Source organism: Actinomadura litoris, assembly GCF_009733595.1.
Lineage (GTDB): Bacteria > Actinomycetota > Actinomycetes > Streptosporangiales > Streptosporangiaceae > Spirillospora > Spirillospora litoris.
The window spans coordinates 264,780-282,525 of sequence record NZ_WOFH01000002.1 but is presented as its reverse complement, the minus strand read 5'-3'; the positions used below and the strand labels follow the sequence as shown (position 1 = coordinate 282,525).

The 17,746-nt window shown below is 73.6% G+C and carries 17 protein-coding genes; 7 read left to right on the top strand and 10 right to left on the bottom strand.

All coding sequences use genetic code 11. From position 1 onward, the window contains the following. Nucleotides 1–188: 188 nt before the first annotated feature. Together GNZ18_RS05735 and GNZ18_RS05730 are read right to left on the bottom strand one after the other, a co-directional pair. Nucleotides 189–1,529 (bottom strand): class I SAM-dependent RNA methyltransferase, encoded by a 1,341-nt coding sequence (locus GNZ18_RS05735; protein WP_214618776.1) that lies wholly within the window; start codon nt 1,527–1,529, stop codon nt 189–191. Further along, nucleotides 1,522–3,561: an APC family permease gene (locus tag GNZ18_RS05730; RefSeq protein WP_214618775.1), complete on the bottom strand. Its 2,040-nt coding sequence runs from the start codon at nt 3,559–3,561 to the stop codon at nt 1,522–1,524. The genes GNZ18_RS05735 and GNZ18_RS05730 overlap by 8 nt, the downstream gene beginning before the upstream one ends. A gap of 266 nt (nt 3,562–3,827) precedes the next feature. Between GNZ18_RS05730 and GNZ18_RS05725 the strand changes: the two genes are divergently transcribed. After that, nucleotides 3,828–4,493, top strand: a complete 666-nt coding sequence (locus tag GNZ18_RS05725; RefSeq protein WP_214618774.1) for a potassium channel family protein — start codon at nt 3,828–3,830, stop codon at nt 4,491–4,493. Next, nucleotides 4,493–5,152, top strand: coding sequence for a potassium channel family protein (locus GNZ18_RS05720; RefSeq protein ID WP_156215045.1), 660 nt, complete (start codon nt 4,493–4,495; stop codon nt 5,150–5,152). The genes GNZ18_RS05725 and GNZ18_RS05720 overlap by 1 nt, the downstream gene beginning before the upstream one ends. 64 nt (nt 5,153–5,216) lie before the next feature. On the opposite strand, the gene GNZ18_RS05715 is transcribed toward GNZ18_RS05720, so the two are convergent. Further along, a complete protein-coding gene (locus GNZ18_RS05715) occupies nt 5,217–5,990 on the bottom strand; it encodes a DUF3159 domain-containing protein (RefSeq protein ID WP_376766260.1) in 774 nt (257 codons plus the stop codon). 23 nt (nt 5,991–6,013) lie between these two features. Further along, nucleotides 6,014–6,439 carry an OB-fold nucleic acid binding domain-containing protein gene (locus GNZ18_RS05710; protein ID WP_156215043.1) on the bottom strand — a complete coding sequence of 142 codons (426 nt, stop codon included), beginning with the start codon at nt 6,437–6,439 and terminating at the stop codon, nt 6,014–6,016. Nucleotides 6,440–6,571: 132 nt separating this feature from the next. Here GNZ18_RS05710 and GNZ18_RS05705 point away from each other — a divergent pair, with 132 nt between their 5' ends. Together GNZ18_RS05705 and GNZ18_RS05700 are read left to right on the top strand one after the other, a co-directional pair. Continuing rightward, on the top strand, nt 6,572–8,029 hold the full coding sequence (locus tag GNZ18_RS05705) for an MFS transporter (RefSeq protein WP_214618773.1): 1,458 nt from the start codon (nt 6,572–6,574) through the stop codon (nt 8,027–8,029). Between the two features lie 96 nt (nt 8,030–8,125). Next, a complete protein-coding gene (locus GNZ18_RS05700) occupies nt 8,126–9,355 on the top strand; it encodes a L,D-transpeptidase (protein WP_156215041.1) in 1,230 nt (409 codons plus the stop codon). On the opposite strand, the gene GNZ18_RS05695 is transcribed toward GNZ18_RS05700, so the two are convergent. The 3 genes from GNZ18_RS05695 to GNZ18_RS05685 form a co-directional block, all read right to left on the bottom strand. Further along, nucleotides 9,345–10,217 carry a PhzF family protein gene (locus GNZ18_RS05695; protein ID WP_156215039.1) on the bottom strand — a complete coding sequence of 291 codons (873 nt, stop codon included), beginning with the start codon at nt 10,215–10,217 and terminating at the stop codon, nt 9,345–9,347. The two genes, GNZ18_RS05700 and GNZ18_RS05695, sit on opposite strands and share 11 nt — an antisense overlap. 50 nt (nt 10,218–10,267) lie before the next feature. Next, complete coding sequence (murJ, locus tag GNZ18_RS05690; protein ID WP_246249454.1) at nt 10,268–12,040, bottom strand: murein biosynthesis integral membrane protein MurJ; 1,773 nt, start codon at nt 12,038–12,040, stop codon at nt 10,268–10,270. 96 nt (nt 12,041–12,136) lie between these two features. Beyond that, the gene (locus GNZ18_RS05685) at nt 12,137–12,955 is read right to left on the bottom strand and encodes a hypothetical protein (RefSeq protein WP_216651174.1); all 819 of its coding nucleotides are present in this window, start codon (nt 12,953–12,955) and stop codon (nt 12,137–12,139) included. Nucleotides 12,956–13,111: 156 nt separating this feature from the next. Between GNZ18_RS05685 and GNZ18_RS05680 the strand changes: the two genes are divergently transcribed. Then, nucleotides 13,112–13,549 (top strand): SRPBCC family protein, encoded by a 438-nt coding sequence (locus tag GNZ18_RS05680; protein ID WP_156215037.1) that lies wholly within the window; start codon nt 13,112–13,114, stop codon nt 13,547–13,549. 9 nt (nt 13,550–13,558) lie between these two features. Further along, on the top strand, nt 13,559–13,915 hold the full coding sequence (locus GNZ18_RS05675; RefSeq protein WP_308166144.1) for an ArsR/SmtB family transcription factor: 357 nt from the start codon (nt 13,559–13,561) through the stop codon (nt 13,913–13,915). Nucleotides 13,916–14,005: 90 nt separating this feature from the next. On the opposite strand, the gene GNZ18_RS05670 is transcribed toward GNZ18_RS05675, so the two are convergent. From GNZ18_RS05670 to GNZ18_RS05660, 3 genes are all read right to left on the bottom strand, one after another. Continuing rightward, nucleotides 14,006–15,361: an FtsX-like permease family protein gene (locus GNZ18_RS05670; RefSeq protein ID WP_156215036.1), complete on the bottom strand. Its 1,356-nt coding sequence runs from the start codon at nt 15,359–15,361 to the stop codon at nt 14,006–14,008. Continuing rightward, the gene (locus tag GNZ18_RS05665; protein ID WP_156215034.1) at nt 15,358–16,182 is read right to left on the bottom strand and encodes an ABC transporter ATP-binding protein; all 825 of its coding nucleotides are present in this window, start codon (nt 16,180–16,182) and stop codon (nt 15,358–15,360) included. Before GNZ18_RS05665 ends, GNZ18_RS05670 begins: the two co-directional genes overlap by 4 nt. A gap of 143 nt (nt 16,183–16,325) precedes the next feature. After that, nucleotides 16,326–16,739, bottom strand: coding sequence for a MerR family transcriptional regulator (locus tag GNZ18_RS05660; protein WP_156215032.1), 414 nt, complete (start codon nt 16,737–16,739; stop codon nt 16,326–16,328). Nucleotides 16,740–16,799: 60 nt separating this feature from the next. Between GNZ18_RS05660 and GNZ18_RS05655 the strand changes: the two genes are divergently transcribed. Next, nucleotides 16,800–17,708, top strand: coding sequence for an NAD(P)-dependent oxidoreductase (locus tag GNZ18_RS05655; RefSeq protein ID WP_156215031.1), 909 nt, complete (start codon nt 16,800–16,802; stop codon nt 17,706–17,708). Nucleotides 17,709–17,746 lie beyond the last annotated feature (38 nt).

The window sequence follows — 17,746 nt, the reverse complement described above, 5'->3', positions numbered from 1 at the left end:
GGCGGGGGACGGATGTGGGACGTACCGTCGCCGCCACCGGACGCGCTGAGGGGCACACCTGTCACGATCCGGCCACACGAGCGCACCATGATCGTGCGTGCCCGGTGCGTCGGAAGGGTCGAGAACAGGGCCGATCGTGTCACATGCCGACCCAACGATTCCCATGAACTCGCAGGTCGGGGTGGGAGTCAGCCTTTGACGAGGGTCGCCAGGAGTTCTACGTGCTGGGTCATGGGGAAGGCGTCGAAGGCTCGGAGGGTCTCCAGGGTCCAGCCTTTCTCGCCGAAGTAGGAGAGGTCGCGGGCCAGGGTCGCGGGGTCGCAGGAGACGTAGGCGATCTTGCGGCCGGCCAGGCGGGCGATGTGGTCGACGACCTCGCGGCCCGCGCCGGTGCGGGGCGGGTCGAGGACGACCAGGTCGGCGCGGCGGACGTGGGTGCCGCCCTGGTGGCCGGTGCCGCCGCGCTTGTTCTGGGTGCGGGACGAGGAGTCGGCGCGGCCGAACTCCAGGTCGGCGACGACCTCCTCGACCGGGCCGCGCTCGATGGAGACGTTCGGCAGGTCGCGCAGGTTGAAGCGGGCGTCGCGGACGGCCTGTCCGTCGGACTCGACGCCGACGACCAGGCCGTCGGGGCCGATGCGGTCGGCGAGGACGCCCGCGAACAGGCCCACGCCGCAGTACAGGTCGAGGGCGATGTCGCCCGGCTTGGGCTCCAGGGCGGCGACGACGGCGTCGGCGAGCAGTTGGGCCGCGCCGGGGTGGACCTGCCAGAAGCCGCTGCCGCTGACCTGGAAGAGGCGGCCGGAGACGGATTCGCGGACGTAGGGCAGGTTCGCGCCGGGTTCGGGCTTGCCCCGGACGAGGCGGACCGGCACGTCCAGCCGGGGGACGCGGATCTTGCGGCGGTCGCGGCCGCGCAGGACGACGAGGCGGTCGCCGGTCGTCGCCGAGACGATGCCCTCCACGCCGGACGCGCCGGGCCAGCGCTTGCGCTCGATGCCCATCAGCTCGACGCCGGGGTGGGCGATCAGGCACTCGTCCACGGGCTCGATGTCGTGGGAGCGGTGCCGGCGCAGGCCGACGGCGCCGCCGGAGACCGCGAACTGGACGCGGGTGCGCCAGCCCAGGCCGGGCGGCGGGACGATCTCGGAGTCGACGGGGTAGGGGACCTCCTCGACGACGACCGTGCGGGTGATCCCGGCGAGGCGCTGGAGCTGCTCCTCGACGACGGCGGCCTTGAGCGCGCGCTGGGCGGGCAGCGAGGCGTGCTGCCAGTCGCAGCCGCCGCAGCGTCCGGGCCCGGCGAAGGGGCAGGGCGGGACGACGCGGTCCGGGGACGCCTCGATGATCTCGACGGCGTCGGCGCGCAGGAAGTTCCGCGTGGTGTCGGTGACCCGGGCGCGGACGCGTTCGCCGGGCAGCGCGTGCCGGACGAAGACGACGCGTCCCTCGTGCCGGGCGACGCAGAATCCGCCGTTGGCGACGTTGCCGACCTCTAGTTCGAGAAGGCCCGTGTCCTGATCAGTCACGGTCCGAAACACTACCGCCACCCGGGCGTGCGTCGGCCGCCGCGCGGGGCGGGCGGCGGGACGCGCCGGGCCCCGGCGGCTCGGCGCGGCCCTTCAGGCGGTCGGAGGAGTGCAACTGCCACGCCACGCTGGTGACCATGACGCCGGGCTGGAACAACAGCCGCCCCTTCAGGCGCAGGGCGCTCTGGTTGTGCAGGAGCTGCTCCCACCAGTGGCCGACGACGTACTCGGGGATGAACACGGTCACGACGTCGCGGGGGCTCTTGCGGCGGACCCCCTTGACGTAGGCGAGGACGGGCCGGGTGATCTCCCGGTACGGGGAGTCGAGGATCTTCAGCGGGACGGGGATGTCGAGCGCGTCCCACTCCTGCTGGAGGCGCTGCGACTCCTCCGCGTCCACCGCGACGGTCACGGCCTCCAGCGAGGACGGACGGGTCGCCCGCGCGTAGGCCAGCGCCCGCAGCGTCGGCTTGTGGATCTTGGAGACGAGCACGATGCCGTGGTTGCGGGCGGGGAGCGTGACGTCCTCGCCGGAGGGGACGAGCTCCTCGGCGACCCGGTCGTAGTGCCGCCTGATCCCCCGCATCAGCAGGAACAGCACCGGCATCGCGATGCAGACGATGTAGGCGCCGAGCGCGAACTTGGTGATCAGCACGACGATCAGGACGATGCCGGTGAGCGTGGCGCCGAAGGCGTTGATGCCCCGGGAGGTCTTCATCCGGCGGCGCTGCGCGGCGTCGTCCTCGCCGGCCAGCAGCCGGTTCCAGTGCCGGACCATGCCGATCTGGCTGACGGTGAACGACACGAACACGCCGACGGTGTACAGCGGGATCAGGCGGCTGACGGACGCGTCGTAGGCGTAGATCAGCAGTCCGGCCATGGCGGCGAGGATCAGGATGCCGTTGCTGAAGGCGAGCCGGTCGCCGCGCGTGTGGAGCTGGCGGGGCAGGTAGCGGTTCTGCGCGAGCACCGACCCGAGGACGGGGAAGCCGTTGAAGGCGGTGTTGGCGGCCAGGAACAGGATCAGCGCGGTCATCGCGGTGACGAGCGCGAAGCCGGGGCTGAAGTTGCTGAACACCGTGTGCGCCACCTGCGCGATCACCGGGTCGGCGTCGGCGACCGCCTTGCCGGTGGCGGGGTCGATCATGTGGACGTCCGCGTCGGGGTCGGCGAACTTGGCGTCGGTGATGAACGCGAACGCCGTCACGCCGCCGAACATCGTCATCGCGACGACGCCGAGCATCAGCAGCGTCGTGGCGGCGTTGTCGCCCTTGGGCTTCTTGAACGCGGGAACGCCGTTGCTGATCGCCTCGACGCCGGTCAGCGCGGCGCAGCCGGAGGAGAACGCCCGCAGCAGCAGGAACACCAGCGCGAATCCGGCGAGGTCGGTCTCGTTCCCCTTGATGTCGTAGTTCGCGGTCTCGGCCTGCAGGTCGGTGCCGAGGGCCAGCCGGAACAGGCCCCACAGCAGCATGCTGCCGATCGCGAACATGAAGAGGTAGGTGGGGACCGCGAAGGCGACGCCCGCCTCCTTCAGCCCGCGCAGGTTCGCGATCGTGATGAGCACGACCATGACGATCGCGACGGCGACCTCGTGCGGCTGCATGAACTTCAGCAGCGCCCCGAGGTTCTCGACGCCGGAGGACACCGACACCGCGACCGTCATCACGTAGTCGACGAGCAGGGCGCTCGCGACGACCACGCCCCAGTTGTCGCCGAGGTTGGTGGTGGCGACCTCGAAGTCGCCGCCGCCGCTCTGGTAGGCCCGGACGTTCTGCCGGTACGAGGCGACCACGGTGAGCAGGATCACCACCACGGCCGCGGCCACCCAGGGGGTGTAGTGGTACATGGCGAGGCCGCCCGCGCCGAGCGCGAGCAGGATCTCCTGCGGCGCGTACGCCACCGACGACAGGGCGTCACTGGCGAACACGGGCAGCGCGATACGCTTGGGCAGGAGCTGCTCGTGCTGCTGGGAGCTGCTCAGGGCGCGGCCCAGGAGCACCCGCTTCACAAGGTCCGGAACCTTAGACACGAACGAGACTCTAGCCCGTCGTGGCGATCACTCCGGGTGGGCCCGCCTCCCGCGCGCGGCCCGGGGGCGGAACGCTCCGGCGAACCCGCGAAAGCCCAGGCGGGTAGCCCTCTCCTGGGCGGATGTGTAGGTTTGCAGCCCGGCAGGGATCATTCACTGTGAAGCGATCCTCGGGTGCGCACGGCGTCGGCAGCCCACGACGAATGCCGTGCACGGCGCGGGGGCTCCAGGGGGACCGTCCTCCTGGACGAATCGAAGGAACGGCCGTGCATATCGTGATCATGGGGTGCGGGCGCGTCGGGTCGACGCTCGCCCACATCCTGGAGGACAAGGGCCATTCGGTGGCCATCATCGACCAGAGCCCCGAGGCCTTCCGCCGGCTGCGCAGCGGCTTCCGGGGGCGCCGCATCACCGGGTTCGGCTTCGACCGCGATGTGATCGCCGAGGCGGGGATCGAGCAGGCGTCCGCGTTCGTCGCCGTGAGCAGCGGCGACAACTCCAACATCATCTCCGCGCGGGTGGCGCGCGAGACGTTCGGCGTCGACAACGTCGTCGCCCGGATCTACGACCCGCGCCGCGCCGAGGTGTACCAGCGGCTCGGGATCCCCACGGTCGCGACCGTCCGGTGGACCGCCGACCAGATCCTGCGGCGGCTGCTGCCCGAGGGCGCCGAGCCGCTGTGGCGCGACCCGACCGGCGCCGTGGTGCTCGCCGAGCTCGACACCGGGCACCTGTGGGTGGGCGAGAAGGTGTCCGCGCTGGAGGAGCACGCGGGCACGCGGGTGGCGTTCCTGTCCCGGATGGGCGAGGCGCTCGTCCCCGAGCGGGACTCGGTCATCCAGGACGGCGACATCGTGCACATCATGGCCCGCGCCGACGATCTGGAGCGGGTGAACGCCGCCGTAGCGGCGCGGAGCGGGGAGGACGCCTGATGCGGGTCGCGATCGCGGGGGCGGGCGCGGTGGGCCGCTCCATCGCGCAGGAGCTGCTGGAGAACGGGCACGAGGTGCTCCTGATCGACAAGAGCCCGAAGGCCATCAAGGTGGAGATGGTGCCGCGCGCCGAGTGGCTGCTGGCCGACGCGTGCGAGATCTCCGCGCTGGACGACGCGGCGCTGGAGCGCTGCCAGGTCGTGGTCGCCTCCTCCGGCGACGACAAGGTCAACCTGGTCGTGTCGCTGCTGGCCAAGACCGAGTACGGGGTCCCGAGGGTCGTCGCGCGGATCAACCACCCGAAGAACGAGTGGCTGTTCAACGAGTCGTGGGGCGTGGACGTGGCCGTGTCCACGCCGCGGCTGCTGTCGGCGCTCGTGGAGGAGGCCGTCAGCGTCGGCGACCTCGTCCGGCTGATGACGTTCCGGCAGGGCGAGGCGAACCTGGTGGAGCTGACGCTGCCCGAGGACGCGCCGCTCGGCGGCGAGCGGGTCGGGTCGGTGGCCTGGCCGCGCGACACGGCGCTGGTGGCGATCCTGCGGGAGGGGCGCGTGCTCGTCCCGTCCGCCGACGACACCCTCGAACCCGGCGACGAGCTGATGTTCGTCGCCAGCCAGGACGTCGAGGACGAACTGGCCGAACTCCTCGGAGCGCGCTGAGGCTTCAAGACGCGGGCCGACATGTAAGGCGCCACGGGACGGTCCGTGGCGCCTTTCTCGTGGGTCAGGAGTCGCGCGGGTTGAGGACGGGGTCCTCGTCGCGTTCGATGGGGGTGCGGCCTCTGGCGAGGAGCCACAGCATCGCGGCGAGGGCCGCCACCTGGAGCGGCCAGCCCATGACGATCTTGGCGGCGCCCAGCAGGCCGCTCTGGTCGCCGTCGGCGAGGTAGATCGGGTACTGGACGGCGACGCGCACCGCGCAGGGCAGCACGAGCAGCCACGTGAGCCGCATGCACAGCTTGAGGATGCCCGGGTCGGACCGCCACGCCGTGGGGTCGCCGGTGACCGAGCCGATGATGAAGCCGACGACCGGCCAGCGCACCGCGATCGAGAAGATCATGGCGACCGCGTAGCCGGCGTTGAGCAGGATGCCGGGCAGGAACGCGTCCTCGGCCTTGCCCGAGCGCAGCGCGAAGAACGCCGCGATCCCGATGCCGACGAGGCTGTTCAGGACGAACTGGGGGTTGGAGCGCTGCGCGATCCGGACCAGCAGCAGCACCACCGCCGCGCCCACGCCGGCGGCGACGGCGGTCTTGATCTCGTCGGTGCCGACGTAGGTGCCGGTGAAGGCGAGCGTCGGGACGGCCGCCTCGACCATCCCCCGGACCCCGCCGAGCGCCTTGGCGAGCTGCGCCCGCACCGCCGCCTCGACGGTGTCGTGGGCGGCCTCGGCCTCGGGCCTGGGCTCCGGCTCGGACGGCGCGCTCGGGTCGGGCGTGCTCGGTGTGCTCGGTGTGCTCGGGGCGGTCGCCGCCGCTTCGCCCACGTCTTCGCTCACGTCGCTCTCCCGGCCGGCCGGTGTCACGAGCCGCCGCGCAGCTCGTATCGCGGATTGAACATGACCTTGCGCCCGTCCTGGAGGCTGACCAGGCCCTCGGCGCGGAGCCGACGGCCCGGGTCGATGCCGGCGATCTTGCGGCGGCCGAGCCAGACCAGGTTGATCACGTCGGTGCCGTCGTAGAGCTCGGCCTCCAGGGCGGGGGCGCCGCCCCGCGGACGGAGCGTCACCGTACGCAGCGTACCGGCCACGCAGTGCCGCTTGCGCTCGGCGCAGTCGGTGATGGGCGTCGCGCCCTCGTCGTCGGTGGTCTTCTGGAGCTCCTCGGCCTCGAGTTCGGCCTTGCTGGACGCCATGCGCCGCAGGAAGCGCCGCAGGCCACCGCCCTTGCCGCGCTCGGGCGCGGAGGAGCCGGGGTCCCGTGGGGCTCCGGCCGAAACCTCGTCCATGTTCGAAGCGTATGGCATCGCGGGGACGAACCACCACAGCCCACCCGAACCCCTCCGTGACTATTGGAATGAAGCGTTCCGTTCTGCTATCATCGGAACAGAACATTCCGCTCCTAACGGAAGGCGACCACCGTGACCGCAGCGATCGAGACCCCGATCGACACCCCCGCGGCGTCCGCGCCGCACCCGCGGCGCTGGCTCGGCCTGTCGGCGATCCTCGCCGCGACCCTGCTGAACCTGCTCGACTCCACCGTGGTCAACGTGGCCGCGCCCGCGATCCGCGCCGACCTCGGCGGGTCGCTCGCGGCGCTCCAGTGGATGGCCGCCGGCTACACCCTGGCCCTCGCGGTGGCGCTGCTCACCGGCGGGCGGCTCGGCGACATGTTCGGCCGCCGCCCGGTGCTGCTCGCGGGCGCCACCGGGTTCCTGGTCGCCTCGGCGGCGTGCGCGTTCGCCTGGTCGCCGGCGACCCTGATCGGCTTCCGGGTGGTGCAGGGCCTGTTCGCGGCCGTGATGATCCCGCAGTGCTTCGGGCTGATCCGCGACCTGTTCGGCGCGCGGGACATGGGCAAGGCGTTCGCCCTGTTCGGCCCCGTGATCGGGCTCGCGACGATCCTCGGCCCGGTGGTCGCGGGCGTGCTCGTGGACGCCGACCTGTTCGGCACCGGCTGGCGCGCGATCTTCCTGATGAACCTGCCGGTCGGCGCGTACGCGCTGGTCGTCGGCGCCCGCGTGCTGCCCGCCCCGGCGGGCACCGACCGCTCCGGCGGCATGGACGTGACCGGGATGCTGCTCGGCGGCGCCGGGATGAGCATGCTCGTCTACCCGCTCGTCCAGGGCCGGGAGCTCGGCTGGCCCGCGTGGTCGCTGGCGCTGCTGGCCGGGTCGGTGCCGGTGCTCGCGCTGTTCGCCGTCCACCAGCGGCGGCGGGGCGCGGCGGGGCGGGCGCCGCTGCTGCGGCTGAGCGTGTTCGCGAACCGCTCCTACAGCTCCGGGGTCCTGTTCGTGGTCGTGTTCTTCGGGCTGATCGCCGGGTTCTCGCTGGCCGCCGGGATGTTCCTCCAGCTCGGCCTCGGCTACACCCCGCTGCACGCGAGCCTCGCGATGGCGTCCTGGGCGGTCGGCGCGTTCGTCGGGTCGGCGTTCGGCAGCATGGCGATGAACAGCCTCGGACGGCACGTCCTGCACATCGGGCTGACGCTGATGGCCGCCGGGCTGGCCGCGCTGTACGCGGTGTTCGAGGTCGCGGGAACGGGCCTCGGGGCCTGGCACCTGGCCGCGCCGCTGCTGCTGTTCGGCGCCGGGATGGGCATGATCTTCGTGCCGCTGTTCGACATCATCGTGGCGGGCATCGCCGACCACGAGGTCGGCTCGGCCTCGGCGGCGCTGGAGTCGGTCCAGCAGCTCGGCGCCTCGCTCGGCATCGCGGTCCTCGGCACGGTGTTCTTCGGGACGATGGACTCCGGCACGGGTGGCCACGAGCAGGCGGCGCTGGAGGCGGCGAAGCTCGTCGCGGGGCTGACGCTCGGCCTCACCGCGGTGGCGTTCCTGGTCGCGTTCCTCCTCCCCCGCAAGGCCCGCGGCGCCTGACCGAGAGCGGATCCGGCGTCCGGCTTGCCAAAATCGCCCTCCGTAGGTACTTCACTACGGAGGGTTTTGGTATGCGACAAGCGGCGGGACGGGACATTGCGCGAGTTCGGGGAGCGGGTCACCGGAACGGCCCTGCTCCTGCTGGTGATGACGGGTACCGGATGCTCGCCGGGCACGCCTCCGGAGGCCGGACGGCCGGAGCGCACATCGCCGCCGCGGCCCGCCCGGTCGGCCGCGCGGCAGGCGCCGCCGATCCTCATCACACCCGCCGACGGCTCCCGGGACGTCCCGCCCGACGGGCGCGTCGCCGTCCTCGCCCGGCGCGGCACGCTCGGCCGGGTGGCCGTCCGCGCCGGATCCGAGCCGGTGGCCGGGCGCCTGTCGCGCGACCGCCGGTCCTGGCGGTCACGCTGGACGCTGCCTCCGGGCACGGCCGTCACCGTCGTCGCCGCCGGGAAGGACGAGCGCGGCGCCCGCACCTCCGCCGCGTCCACGTTCGCGACGCTCCGCCCGTCCGGGACCTTCCGGGTGAGCGATGTCGCCCCGCGTCCCGGGGAGGTCGTCGGGGTGGGCATGCCGGTGATCGTCACCTTCGACCGCCCCGTGGCGCGCCGCGCGGCCGTCGAGCGGTCGCTGGAGCTGCGGGCGTCGCGGCGGGTCGTCGGCGCCTGGCGCTGGACGTCGCCGCGGCAGGTCGTGTTCCGGCCCCGGCGGCTGTGGCCCGCGCGGCAGCGCGTGACGCTCCTCGCCCACACCGCCGGGGTGCGGTCGGCACCGGGCGTGTACGGGGCGTCCGGCGACGTCACCGCGTTCCGCGTCGGCCCCGCGCGGGTCAGCACGGTCGACACGCGGCGGCACCGCATGACCGTCCGGGTGGACGGGCGTCCCGTCCGGACCGTCGGGATCAGCGCGGGCAAGGGCGGACGCCGTGCCTACACCACCACCAGCGGCGTCCACCTGACGATGGGCAAGGGCGACCCCGTCGTGATGTCGTCGGCGTGGATGGGCGTGACCGACCGGGCGGACCCGCGCTACTACGAGCTGAAGGTGCGGCACGCCGTGCGGATCTCCAGCAGCGGCGAGTACGTCCACTCCGCGCCGTGGTCGGCGGAGTCGCAGGGACGCGCGAACGTCAGCCACGGCTGCGTCAACGCCCCGCCGGACTTCGCGCGCTGGTTCTACGGCGGTTCGCTGCGCGGCGACGTCGTCACCGTCACCGGCACCGACCGCGCCCTGGAGTGGGACAACGGCTGGGGCTACTGGCAGCTCCCCTGGTCCCGGTGGAAGGCGGGCGGCGCGCTGGGCCCCCTCGTGGTCAGCCGGTGATGGGGACGGCGGCGCCGGAGACCCGCACGCGCGGATCGTCCGCCCGCAGCTCCACGGTCAGCACGCCGGGGCGGCCCATGTCGTCGCCCTGGTGCAGGGTGAGCGTCGCCGCGTCCCCGACCTCGCCGCGTTCGCGCAGGTAGGCGCCGAACGCGGCGGCCGCAGCGCCGGTCGCCGGGTCCTCCACCACGCCGCCGACCGGGAACGGGTCGCGGACGTGGAACACCCGCTCCGACTCGCGCCACACGAGCTGCACGGTGGTCAGGTCGCGGGCGGTCATGAACGCGGCCAGCCGGTCGAAGTCGTAGTCGAGGTCGGCCAGCCGCGCCCGGGTGGCGGCGGCGAGGACGAGGTGCCGCGCCCCGGCGAACGCGAAGCGCGGCGGGAGCGCGGGGTCCAGGTCGGCGGCGTCCCAGCGCAGCGCGGCGAGCGCCTCGGCGACCTCGTCCGCGCCGGCGTCCTGGACGGACGGCTCGACGCTGGTGAGCGTGGCACGCGGCGTCCCGTCCTCGGCCGGGGCGACCTCGACCGGCACGACGCCGACGGGGGTGGCGAACGTCAGCGCGCCGGGCCCGTGCCGCTCGGCGAGCGCGACGGCGGCCGCGACCGTCGCGTGCCCGCAGAACGAGACCTCGGCCTTCGGGCTGAAGTAGCGGACGGTGAACGCCCGCCCCGGCTCGCCCAGCCCCTCCGGGGGGCCGGTGAGGAAGGCGGTCTCGGAGTAGCCGATGTCGGCGGCGATGGCGAGCATGTCCGCCTCGTCCAGGCCGGACGCGTCGAGGACGATGCCCGCCGGGTTGCCCCCGCCCGGGTCGGTGGTGAACGCCGTGTACCGCAGGACCGTGGCCGGTGATTCCGTCATGTCCGCAAGCAACGCGGGGACGCCCCCGCTTACTCCCGCCGCGCTCCCGGTCATGCCCGCCGGAGGCGGGACCGCGCGAGCGAGGTGAAGTAGCCGAGTTCGGCGACGTGCAGCAGGCGCGCCGCGCCGAGGTAGAGCGCTCCCCCGCCGAGCCCGCCGACGACGACCGCCAGCACGCTCGGGAGGCGGTCGCCGTGCATGTGCCCGAACCCCCACACGACCGCCGCCGCGAACGCCATCGCGGGCAGCGCGGCGACGTGCAGCCGGACGAGGGTCCGCGCGATGCGGCGCCCGTCCAGCCCGCCGAGCCGCCTGCGCAGGACGAGCGCCGACCAGACCGCCCCGACCAGGTAGAACAGGCCGTAGGCGACCGGCAGCCACAGCACGACCTGGCGCGCCGGGACGAACCTGAGCAGCGCGAACGCCGTCACCGCCTGCGCGACCCCGGCCGGGACCGCGATCAGGCTCGGCGTCCGCGTGTCGCCGAGGGCGTAGAAGACGCGCATCAGCAGCTGGTGCAGCGTGAACGGGACGACCATCACCGCCAGCACGGTCAGGACCGCGCCGATGCGGCGCGCCCCGTCCGGCGTCATGCTGCCGTAGGCGAACAGCGCGACCGATCCCGGGACGGCGAACACCAGCATCCCGAGCGACAGCGGGACGAGCAGCGCGCACGCGAGCCGCAGCCCCCGGGAGAAGTCGTCGCGGAGCAGGTCGCGGCGCCCCCCGGCGACGTGCGCGCTCATCCGGGGCAGCAGCGCGGTGATCACCGACACGGCGATGACCGCGTACGGGAGCTGGAACACCACGAGCGCGAACTGGTAGGCGGCGAGCCCGCTGCCCGCGACGGCGTGGCCCGCGTCCAGGGCGGCGCGGCGCCCGGCGCGGGTCGCGACGTTCGCGGTGACGAGCACCCCCGCCTGCGCGACGACGACGTACAGCAGCATCCACACCGCCGTCCGCAGCGCCTCGCCGAACCCGGATCCGCGCAGGTCGAAGCGGGGCCGCCAGCGGAACCCGGCGGCGCGCAGCGTCCAGGCGAGCAGGAGGCTCTGCGCCATCGTCCCGGCCGCCGAGCCGAGGCCGAGCAGCGTGAGCTGCGCGTCGGTGACGGTCTGCGTCGTCCGGCCGGGCCCGGCGATCCACAGGAACGCCAGCCCGGCCGCCATCGTGATGAGGTTGTTGACGACCGGCGTCCACATCGGCGCGCCGAACCGCTGCCGGACGTTCAGGAGCGTGCCCGACAGCCCGCTGACGCCGATGAAGAAGATCTGGAGCAGCAGCAGGCGGGTGAGCAGCACGGTCACCTCGCGCTGCCGCCCCTCGTACCCGCCCGCGTACACCGAGATCAGCCGGTCGGCGGCGAGCACCGCCACGGCCGTCAGCACCGCGAGCCCGGCGAGCGCGACGCCCACCAGGCGCCGCTCGGTGGCCGCTCCCCCGTCGGCGTCCCGCATCCGCCGCTTCACCAGGAACGGGACGAACACGCTGGTCAGGAGCCCGCCGAGGAGCAGCTGGTACACGGTGAAGGGGATCATCTCGGCGGCCTGGTAGGCGTCGCCGAGCAGCGCGGTGCCGAGCGCGGCGCCGATCACGACCGTCCGCAGGAACCCGGTGAAGCGGGACGCGACCGTCCCGGCCGCCATGACCGCGCCGGACCGGACGACGCCCGGCGGCTTCGGGGGCGGCTCCCCCGGCGGGTCGCCGACGTCCTCGGGGTCGCGCGCGGGGACCAGCCCGGGCTCGGGCTCGCCGGGCGGCTCGTCGCGCTCGGCGGCCTCGAAGACCTCGGGCATGACGCGGCGCTGCTCGCGCTCTCCCATCGGCACCCCCTGGTGCCGCAGTATGCCCCGCGGCCCGGGGTGCGCCCCTCGTCCGAACGGCCGACACCGGCGGCGCCGACCCGTCCGAAAGGCCGATCAGGCGGTGGCGAAGTTCACCACCGACACGGCGACCACGACCCCGGCCGCGGCCGCGTACGCCCAGGACGCGATCGCGACGACCCGCCTCCGGCGGGTCTCGGGGAGCCCGGTGAGCGCCAGCGCCCAGGCCAGCGCGGGCAGGACGAGGATCGCGTGCATGGTCACGGCGTGCGCGGGCTTCAGCGCCCCCGCCACGTGGTAGGCGAGCTGCTGGTGCCCGGTCTGCACCTCCGTCACACCGCGCGCGATCATCGCGGCGCCGGAGGCCAGCGCGAGCATCAGCGCGACGAACCCGACCCGCACCGCGAGCCGCATGCTGGGCGCGACCCCCGGGTTCTCCCGGAACGAGGCGATCGCGAGCGTGACCAGCGTCGCGATCAGGATGCCGCCGCCGACGGCCAGCAGCCGCGAGATCGTCGTGTCGAGCGGCGTCTCCATGTTGAAGTGGGACGGGACGCGCCGCCACGCCTGCGTGGTGATCAGCGCGACCTCCGCGACGCAGTCGGCGGTGAACACCCCGAGCACGATGCCGCGCGTCCGGTCCCGGAGCGGCACGTAGGAGGCGACCCACGCGATCGTGATGAGCGTCAGCCCGAACGACAGCCCGAACGTGACGGCCTTGCGCCACGACACCGGCCCCTCCCAGGGACCGCCGTCCACGGCGAAGACCCCCAGGTGGAACACCCCGGAGAGCAGCAGCAGCCCGCCGACCGCGTACGCGACGCGCTCGACGCGCCGCGCGTCCGTCCAGATGCGCAGGACCCCGGCGACGACCGTCCCCGGGGCGAGCCCGCCCCGGACCTCGCTCACGCTCATCATCAACTCCCAATGAGTGAGTACTCACCCACCCTACTCCAGCCGTCGACCGCACGAACACCGTCCCACGAAGTGCAACTCGAAGGTTGCGCTTAACGCCCGACATGTGCAACTCTTGGGTTGCACGAGAACGAGAACAACGAGAGGGGACATCCGATGAGCGAGGACCGGATCGAGCGTGAAACCCTGATCGCGGCGTCCATGGAGCGGGTCTGGTCGCTGGTGGCCGACCCGGGGTTCTGGGCGTCCGACACGCCGGGGACGCCCGGCGCGGCCAAGGAGGGTGAGACGACGGTGGCGCACAACGCCCAGTACGGCGACTTCCCCGTGCGGGTGGAGAAGGTCCAGCCGCCGACGTACCTTGCCTACCGCTGGGCCAGCGCGTTCCCCGGCGAGGAGCCGCGCGACGGCAACAGCACGCTCGTGGAGTTCACGCTGTCGCCCGAGGGCGAGGGCACGCGGCTCCGCGTCGTCGAGAGCGGTTTCGCCGCCCTGGCCGGGTCGGAGGACCTCCGCGCCCAGGCGGTCAAGGACAACAGCGGAGGCTGGCCCGAGGTGCTGGAGAACTTCAAGGCCCGCGTCGAAAAGGCGTGACCGACGAACGTGACCGATCACTCTGACGGCGCCGGCGGGGCGCCGGTCGACGGCGTGCTCACCGCGCTGGCCGACCCGACGCGGCGCGCGATCCTCGACGCCCTCGCCGAGCACGGCGAGGCCAGCGCGACCGCGCTGGCCGGGCGGCTGCCCGTCTCGCGGCAGGCGGTGGTCAAGCACCTGGCCGTGCTGGACGCCGCCGGGCTCGTCACCGGCGCGCGGGTCGGGCGCGAGGTCCGCTACGCGGTGCGGTCCGCCGCCCTGAGCGCGACGGCGCGCTGGATGGGCGCGCTCGCCGCCGACTGGGACCGCCGCCTCGCGGCCATCAAGCGCGTCGCCGAGGAGGCGGAGCGAGAGGACCGCTGACACGGGGGCGCCGAACCCGACGGCGAAACCGCGAGCGGCCCTGGCGACGGGGGGTCGTCAGGGCCGCTCGCGGTCGTCCGCGGGACGGGGTCAGGGCATGACCGCGTTCACCGCGGGGGTGCGGAGCGCGCGGCGGGTCGCGCCGTAGGCGGTGGCGCCGGTGAGGACGGCGGCCAGCGCGACGACCGCGAGGTAGGTCCAGACGCTGCCGTCGGGGGTGGGCGAGTCCTTGCGGGCGATCCCGAACGGGACGATCGTGAAGACCGCCGCGACCGTGCCGCAGGCGACGCCGGTGACGGTCAGGATGACCGACTCCAGCGCGACGGTGCCGAGCACCTGGCGGGGCGTGGCCCCGGCGAGCCGGGTCTGGCCGAACTCGCGGCGGCGGTGCGCGGTGGCCGCGACGAGGGTGTTCACCAGCATGATGGCGGTGAACAGGACGACCATCCCGATGACGACGAGGTTGAGCGTCTCGATGCCCTTCTGGTCGGCGGTCTTGGCGACCCCGGCGGCGCGGGTCGCGGCGTTCTCGGTGGCCTGGAGGAACAGGGTGCCGACGGCGGTGGCGGTGAACAGGATGATCGGGGTGACGGCGGCGGCCATCGCGCCGGTCCGGCGGCGCATGTTGGTGACCGCGAGGTCGCCGGTCGCGCCGAGCATCCGCAGCGGCCCGGCCAGCAGGCCGGTCACCCGCCGCATGATCAGCGGGGACAGCAGCGCCAGCCCGATCGCGGCGAGGATGTCGGCCTGCCCGGAGGTCGCCATCGCGTCGCTGCCCTTGTCGCGCATGAGCGTGCAGGTGACGATCGCCTCGTCCAGCGCGAGCAGGAGGAACAGCCCGGCGAACACGAGGCGCTTGCGGCTCGGCTTCGCGGTGCCGGTGGAGGCGGCCATCAGCGACTCGGTGACCCGGACGCGGGTGGCGCGGCGGGCGGTCAGCAGCGCCGCGAGCGTGGCGGACACGAACGTGATGCCGAGGCCCATCGCGACCGCGATCGGCCCGAAGGAGTAGGAGACCTCGCCGGGGACCTGGTGGGTGTCGTGCAGCAGGCCGAGCAGGGCCCGGCCCGCGAGGACGGCCGGGGCGATCGCCAGCAGCGCGGCGACGACCGCGAGGCCCGCGGCCTCACCGACGATCATCCGGCCTAGCTGGGCGGGGGTGGCGCCGATGCTCTTCAGCAGCGCCATCTCCGCGGCCCGCTGCCGCACCGACAGGGTCAGGGTCGAGGTGACGGCGAAGACGACCAGCAGCAGCCCCCAGCCGCCGACGACGCTCGCCATCGTGGTGAGGGTGCTCTTCGCGGTGCCGGTGACGTTGTCGCCGTTGGCCGTGTCGAGCATGGACGCGAACGCCATCAGGATCGTCGCGCCGAGGAACATCGAGAGGAAGCTCGCGACGAACGCGCCGGCGCGCTTGCGCAGCGAGCGGAAGGCCAGCCCGATCATCGGTTCGCTCCCGCCATGTTCGCGCCCGCCGCGGCGCGCTGCCGCTCGACCTCGTCGGCGAGGTGGGTCATCCGCTCGGCGACCGCCTCGGCGGTCGGCTGCGGCTGGTGGCCGACGATGCGGCCGTCCGCGAGGAACAGCACGGAGTCGGCGTAGGACGCGGCGACCGGGTCGTGCGTCACCATCACGACCGTCTGCCCGTACACGCGGACGGCCTCCTGGAGCAGCCCGAGGACGTCGCGGGCGCTGCGGGTGTCGAGCGCGCCGGTCGGCTCGTCGCCGAACACCACGCGGGGCCGGGTGACCAGCGCCCGCGCGATCGCCACCCGCTGCTGCTGCCCGCCCGACAGCTCGGCCGGGAGGTGGTCGAGCCGCTCGCCGAGGCCGACCCGCTCCAGGATCGCCCGCGCGTGCCGCCGGTCCACCTTGCGGCCCGCGAGCTTCAGCGGCAGCGTGACGTTCTGCATGACGGTCAGCGTCGGCAGCAGGTTGAACTGCTGGAAGACGAACCCGATGCGCTGCCGCCGGAACCGCGTCAGCGCGGCCTCGTTGTCGCCGGCGAGCTCCGCGCCGTCGACGAACACCCGTCCCCCGGTGGGGCGGTCCAGACCGGCGGCGCACTGGAGCAGCGTGCTCTTGCCCGAGCCCGAGGGGCCCATCACCGCGGTGAACGACCCGGCCGGCAGCGACACCGACACCCCGTCCAGCGCCGTGACCTGGTTGCCCTCCGCGCCGTAGACCCTGCGCACCCCCTCCAGCCGGAGCGCCTCGCCGTGGGGCGCGGACGCCCCGGCCTGGTCCACCGCCTTGTTCCGCGACATCGACCTTCTCCTCTCAGCCCGGCGACTCCCGGTGAGCGCCGCTGAGAAAGAAGCTACGGACGGCCCCAGGCCCGCAGGAGGGGTCCAGCATGCCGATCGGGGTAGGCAAAACCCCACCATCGGACGGCGACGGCGTCCGGCGCCTAACGCGCGGCCTCGGCGGCCGCCGCGCATTCCGCGGGGTCGGCGGGGCCGGCGGGGTCGAGCCGCGGGGTGGCCTCGATGATGGCGTCCAGCCTGTCCCGCGCGGCCAGCAGCTCCTCGGCGGCCTCGGTCAGCCGGGCCCGCTCGCGGTGCAGGTCGGTGACCATCGCGGAGCAGGCGGGCGCCAGGACCTCGCCGTCGTCGGTCATGCACGGCAGCAGCTCGCCGATCGTCGCGGTGCCGAGCCCGGCGCCGAGCAGCAGCCGGATGCCGCGGACGGTCGCGGCGTCCTCCGCCCGGTACTCGCGGTAACCGCTGGGGCGCCGCACGGGGCGCAGCAGCCCCTGCTCCTCGTAGTAGCGCAACGAGCGCACGCTGGCGCCCGTGATCCGGGAAAGCTCTCCGATCCGCATGTGACGCCCCACCATCTCGGGTTGACTCTCACGCCGGTGTGAGGGTCCAACCTATCCGGCATGGCAGACAAGGAATCTTCTATCAGCGGCGACACCGAGGTCACCGTTCTCGGCCTGGGTCCGATGGGGACGGCGCTGGCGGCGGCCTTCCTGGACAAGGGCCGCGGCCTGACGGTGTGGAACCGCACCCCCGCCAAGGCCGACGGCCTGGTCGCGCGGGGCGCCCGACGCGCGGACACCGTCGCCGAGGCGGTGGCCGCGAGCCCCGTCACGATCGTGTGCCTCAACGACTACGCCGCCTTCCACCGGGTGCTCGACCCCGTCGGCGCCGGCGCGCTCGCGGGGCGCACGCTGGTCAACCTGAACTCGGGCACCCCGGCCGAGGCCCGCGCGGCGGCGGCGTGGGCGGACGGGCGCGGCGTCGGCTACCTCGACGGCGCGATCATGGTGCCGCCGGTGCTCGTCGGACGTCCCGAGTCCGTGCTCCTCTACAGCGGCCCGCGGGAGGTCTTCGACCGGTACGAGCCGACGCTGGGGCTCCTCGGCGACTCCCGCCTGCTCGGTGCCGACCCCGGGCTCGCGGTGCTGCTCAACACCGCGCTGCTCGGCATGATGTACGCGACCCTGAACGGGTTCCTGCACGCCGCGGCGCTGGCCGGTTCGGCGGACATGTCCGCGACCGAGTTCGCCGACCTCGCGCTCGGCTGGTTCATGCCGGTCGTGCTGTCACCGGCGAGCCTCGCCGAACAGGCGCCGAACCTGGACAAGGGCGCCTACCCCGGCGACTTCGGAACCATGACGATGAACCTGAACGCACTGGAGCACATCGCCCGCACCAGCGTCGAGCAGGGCGTCCACGCCGAACTGCCCGCTCTGATGCGGGAACTCGCCGAACGCGCGATCGCCCAGGGTCGCGGCGCCGAGAACTACTTCGCGATGTTCGAGGTCTTCAAGACCCCCGGGCGCTGAGCCCCGCCGCCACCCGCGGCACTGACGGGCGGACCGGC